4 protein-coding genes are annotated in these 4,426 nt (G+C 67.6%); all 4 read right to left on the bottom strand.

Annotated features, from left to right (window positions below; translation table 11 throughout):
* Positions 1–30: 30 nt before the first annotated feature.
* The 4 genes from mce to glmS all read right to left on the bottom strand — a co-directional run bounded on the left by mce (position 31) and on the right by glmS (position 4,111).
* On the bottom strand, positions 31–441 hold the full coding sequence (mce, locus tag NZM16_RS13595) for a methylmalonyl-CoA epimerase (RefSeq protein ID WP_295453646.1): 411 nt from the start codon (positions 439–441) through the stop codon (positions 31–33).
* Positions 442–476: 35 nt separating this feature from the next.
* A complete protein-coding gene (locus tag NZM16_RS13590) occupies positions 477–911 on the bottom strand; it encodes a VanZ family protein (RefSeq protein WP_295480886.1) in 435 nt (144 codons plus the stop codon).
* A 123-nt stretch (positions 912–1,034) separates the two neighbouring features.
* The gene (locus tag NZM16_RS13585) at positions 1,035–2,228 is read right to left on the bottom strand and encodes a glycosyltransferase family 4 protein (protein WP_295453641.1); all 1,194 of its coding nucleotides are present in this window, start codon (positions 2,226–2,228) and stop codon (positions 1,035–1,037) included.
* A 38-nt stretch (positions 2,229–2,266) separates the two neighbouring features.
* Complete coding sequence (glmS, locus tag NZM16_RS13580; protein ID WP_295453638.1) at positions 2,267–4,111, bottom strand: glutamine--fructose-6-phosphate transaminase (isomerizing); 1,845 nt, start codon at positions 4,109–4,111, stop codon at positions 2,267–2,269.
* Positions 4,112–4,426: the final 315 nt, after the last annotated feature.

Raw genomic sequence — 4,426 nt, 5'->3', positions numbered from 1 at the left:
CGACGTCGCCACCCGAACCCGGAAGGCGGATCAGGACCCCGCCCGGGGTCGCTCATAGAGCTCCACCAGCACCCCGAAGGCGCTCTTCGGGTGGATGAACGCATACCGGGTCCCACCCTGCCCTGTCAGGGGAGCTTCGTGGATCAATTGGACACCGGCCGCCCGCAGCCGCTCCAGCGCGCCCTCCAGGTCCTCCACCTCCAAGCAAATGTGGTGCAGCCCAGGCCCCCGACGGGCCAGGAAGCGCGCCACCCCGGATTCGGAATTCGTCGGTTGAACCAGTTCGATCTCCCCGCCTTCCATCGGGAAGAAGGCCACCCGGACTTCCTCTGCCGGCACATCGGCCACCCGATCCAGCGGCAGGCCCAGGAGATCCCGAAAGAACGGAAGCGCCGTTTCCAGATCCTCCACCACGATCGCCACATGGTTCAGCCGAGGCATGGTCACATCCCCTCCCGACGATGGATCATACCGCGTTACGAGTTAGCGGTGTATGCGCCTGAACCGTCCCCATCCGATGGGATCTCTGGCCCCTCCTTCACCAGCCACAGCCCGATGGCCGCCCCCAGACCATCGACCAGCACGTCCCAGCCGCTTGGATGACGGCCGGGGACCAGCGCTTGATGGGCCTCATCGGTGAGGGCATACAGCACCGCCCACCCCCAGGCCCAGCGATCCGCATGGGCCACGCCATGCCCTCGAAGGGTCCAGCGCGTCAGGACCGCCAGGATCGCATACTCCAGCCCGTGAGCAGTTTTCTTGAGCAGCGTGTCCAGCCACAGCTCCGGCGCCCGCGGCAGATGCGGCTGGGAGGAGAGGAAGAAAATCACCCCCATCCAGAGCAGCGTCATCCCCCACCGCACCGCCGCTGGCGCGTTCACAATCCGGGACCACCGATTCCGTCCGCCCACGGGCGTCCTCTCGCTGAAGACATCCGGGAGATCCGGGCGATTACACGATCAGTGCCCACTGGCCTGTCGCCTGCTCCTTCCCCTTTCGTTTTCACGCGGCATTGGCCGGGAAACGGATGAGCGTCACCGACTGGCGCGGGCGAGGGCTTCCGCATACGCAGCCTCCAGGGCCGGGAGTCGATGCGCCCAGCGATGGGCCACATCGATCATCCGCCGCGCGTTCTCGCCGATCCGCCACGCGGCCTCCGGATCCTGCAGGAGCTTCCACGCGGCTTCCACCATCGCGCCCACCTCTCCCGGCGGAACCAGCCACCCGGTTTCTCCATGGCGAATATATTCAGGGACCTGGCCGACCGCATCGGCCACCACCGGCAGGCCAGTTGCCAACAGGTCGATCAGCTTCATCGGGCACTTGGCCCGGTTGATCAGATCGTCATCCATCAGATAGAGCGCGAGGTGACCGCGCCCCAGGACCTGCGGGAGCCGCGCCGGCTCCACCCATCCCTCCCAATCGATGCGATCAAGCAGGCCTGCCCGGGCCGCCGCCTCTCGAAAGCGCGCCTCCTCATTCCCCAGAGGCTGCCCCACGTAGAGAAAGCGCAGGGCAGAAGAACGTTGCGCAAGCGCTTCCATCACCCGGATCAGGCGATCCAGCTGGAACTCGAGAAAGCGGGTGTAAAGCACGACCGTGGGGGGGGCAGCGGGCAACGGGCGGGACGGCCCTACGAACCAGGCGGCATTTGGGAGATAGAACACCCGCTGGGGCGGGATCCCCATCGCCCAGGCCAGGGTCTCCAGAGTCCGGCTGGCCACCGTAAGGGCATCGGCATGGGTCATCCCCCACCGTTCTTGCCACGCGAAGAGGCGGCGCTGCCATGGGGAATAGGGATGGCGATCGTTCCACCCCCCCGGCCCCTCCCAATCGTCCGTATCGACCACCACGGCTCCCCGGAAGCCGCCCGCCCGGCGCAGATGCCGAAGGATCCAGTGGACGAAGCCCGGATACGCCTTCGGCTTGAAGGCGTGCACGATGTCTGGCCGCTGTCCCACGATCTCCCGCGCCATCCGGATGGCGACCTGCAGATGGAACGGCGGGCCATGGGGCGCTGGCAGGATGAGGATGCGCACCCCCTCCTCCTCCCACGATCGGCCCGCCTCCTCCTGGGTCGGCCAGGGGGGCAGGATCACGGTCACCGGATGACCCCGGCGGGCCAGCGCCTGGGCCATCGGAAGCGCCCGCGCCCGCATCGTCCCCCGGGCGCGCAACCCGAAGGGGCCGATCATCACAATGGACCACCGCTCACGACCCGGGCCCATGGCTCACCGCCGGGATGCTGGAGAAATGGGCATGCGCCTCATTCCACCGTCACGCTCTTGGCCAGGTTTCGGGGCTGATCCACATCGCATCCCCGCAACACCGCCATATGATAGGCCAGCAATTGCAACGGGATCACCGCCACGATCGGCGCCAGCCATCGGGGGACAGCCGGCGCCTCGAGGACCACATCGGCGCGAGCGGCGGCCGTTCGATCTCCCTCGGTGATCAGCGCGATCACCTGCCCCCGCCGGGCCCGCACCTGTTCCATCTGGCTGAGCATTTTCTCATACGTCACCGGATCCTGAAGCGCCAGGGCCACCGTGGGCATCCGTTCGTCGATCAGGGCGATGGGCCCGTGCTTCATCTCCCCGGCTGGGTAACCCTCTGCATGGATGTAGCTCAGCTCCTTGAGCTTCAAAGCCCCCTCGAGGGCGATCGGATACAACGGCCCTCGCCCCAGATACAGAAAGTTTTCATGCCGGTAAAACGCCTGGGCCACTCGCTTCACCGCCTCCTCCCGATCCAAGACCTGACCCAGGAGATCGGGGAGGCGGGCGAGGGCTCGAACGTGCTCCCGGATGGCCTCCGGGCCCATCGTGCCCCGCAGCTCCGCCAGCCGCAACGAGAGCAGCAACTGGTCCACTAGGGAAGCCGTGAAGGCCTTGGAGGAGGCTACCCCGATCTCCGGGCCCGCGTGCATCAGAAGGCAGGCGTCGGCGATCCGGTGCGCCTGAGATCCGATGGCGTTCACAATGCTCCACAGCCGGGCCCCTCGTTCCCGCGCCAGCTCCATCGCCGCCAGGGTATCCACGGTCTCGCCGCTTTGCGAGATGGCCAGCACGACCGTCCCTTTCCCTAGGACCGGATCGCGATACCGGAACTCGCTCCCGTAGTCTACCTCCGTGGGGATGCGCGCCAGGGACTCGAAGTAGAACTTGCCCACCAGCCCGGCGTAGTAGGAGGTGCCGCAGGCCACGATGACCAAGCGCTCGATCTGCCGCGCCTCCGGGGCCGTGAGGGGGATCTCCTCCAGCAGCACCCGCCCGCGCTCGAAGTCCACCCGCCCCCGGAGCGTATCCGTCACCGCGCGGGGCTGCTCGTGGATCTCCTTGTGCATGAAGTGCCGATAGGGCCCTCTCTCCGCGGCTACCGGATCCCACGGGATGACGTGGACGGGGAGCGTCACCGGGTGGCCGTCTAACGTCATCACCTGCACGGCGTCCCGGCGCACGACGGCCATCTGGCGGTTCTCCAGGAACAACACCCGGCGGGTGTGCTCCAGGATCGCCGGGATGTCGGAGGCGACGAAGGTCTCCCCCTCCCCCAGGCCGATCACCACACCCCCCGCATTGCCGATGCGCGCCGCGAGCAGGCGGTCCGGATGGTCCGCCGAGAGGGCCACGATGGCGTGGGCGCCCCGGAGAGCCTGAAAGGCCCGGCGGGCGGCGGTCTCCAGGTCGGCCCCGCCGCGAAGGTGCTCTTCGATCAGGTGGGCGATGACCTCGGTGTCGGTCTCGGAGGTGAACCGATGGCCGCGGGATTCCAGTTCCTGGCGCAGCTCCGCGAAGTTCTCCACGATCCCGTTGTGGATCACCGCGATGCGCCCAGTGCAATCCCGATGGGGATGCGCATTATGATCCGCTGGGGCGCCGTGGGTGGCCCAGCGGGTGTGGCCCATCCCGATGGGCCCGGAGGCCGGCTCCGCCTCCAGCAGATCCATCAGCTGGCGGATCTTCCCAACCCGCCGCCGGATCTCCAGACGACCCTGCTGGATCACCACCAGCCCGGCGGAGTCGTAGCCCCGATACTCCAGGCGTCTCAAGCCATCGACCAGGATGGGCACCGCGTCCTGACCCCCCACATATCCGACGATCCCGCACATGGGGAACCTCCTGAGGCTCCGGGGTAAATTCTGGAGATCATCCAGGGGCGAGCTTCGATGGCATCCCCGCAACGAAGGGCGCGGCATCCAGGGCGCCTAGAGGCCACGGCGCACAAGGACCCCTCTGCCGGTATGCGCCGGACCCATTGGCCCCCAGGCGCAAGCGCTGTTCCCCGACATCCCAACGTAGGGGATGACAAAGGGGGCCGCTGCCGGCCGTTTGGTCCCATCGGCGGCTCGATGGCTTTATCAGCCGGCTTCCTTGGGGGGAAGCAGAGGCCGCGGCCCAGCCCCGGGCGGCATCCGCCGAACCCT

Origin of the sequence: Thermoflexus sp., from assembly GCF_025055495.1 — a bacterium.
Classification (GTDB): domain Bacteria; phylum Chloroflexota; class Anaerolineae; order Thermoflexales; family Thermoflexaceae; genus Thermoflexus.
This window is presented reverse-complemented; position numbering and strand designations above follow the sequence as displayed.

Coding starts and splice junctions, on each gene's coding strand:
- NZM16_RS13585 (WP_295453641.1), bottom strand. CDS start 2,228: ATGGGCCCGGGTCGTGAGCGGTGGTCCATTGTGATGATCGGCCCCTTC.
- mce (WP_295453646.1), bottom strand. CDS start 441: ATGCCTCGGCTGAACCATGTGGCGATCGTGGTGGAGGATCTGGAAACG.
- glmS (WP_295453638.1), bottom strand. CDS start 4,111: ATGTGCGGGATCGTCGGATATGTGGGGGGTCAGGACGCGGTGCCCATC.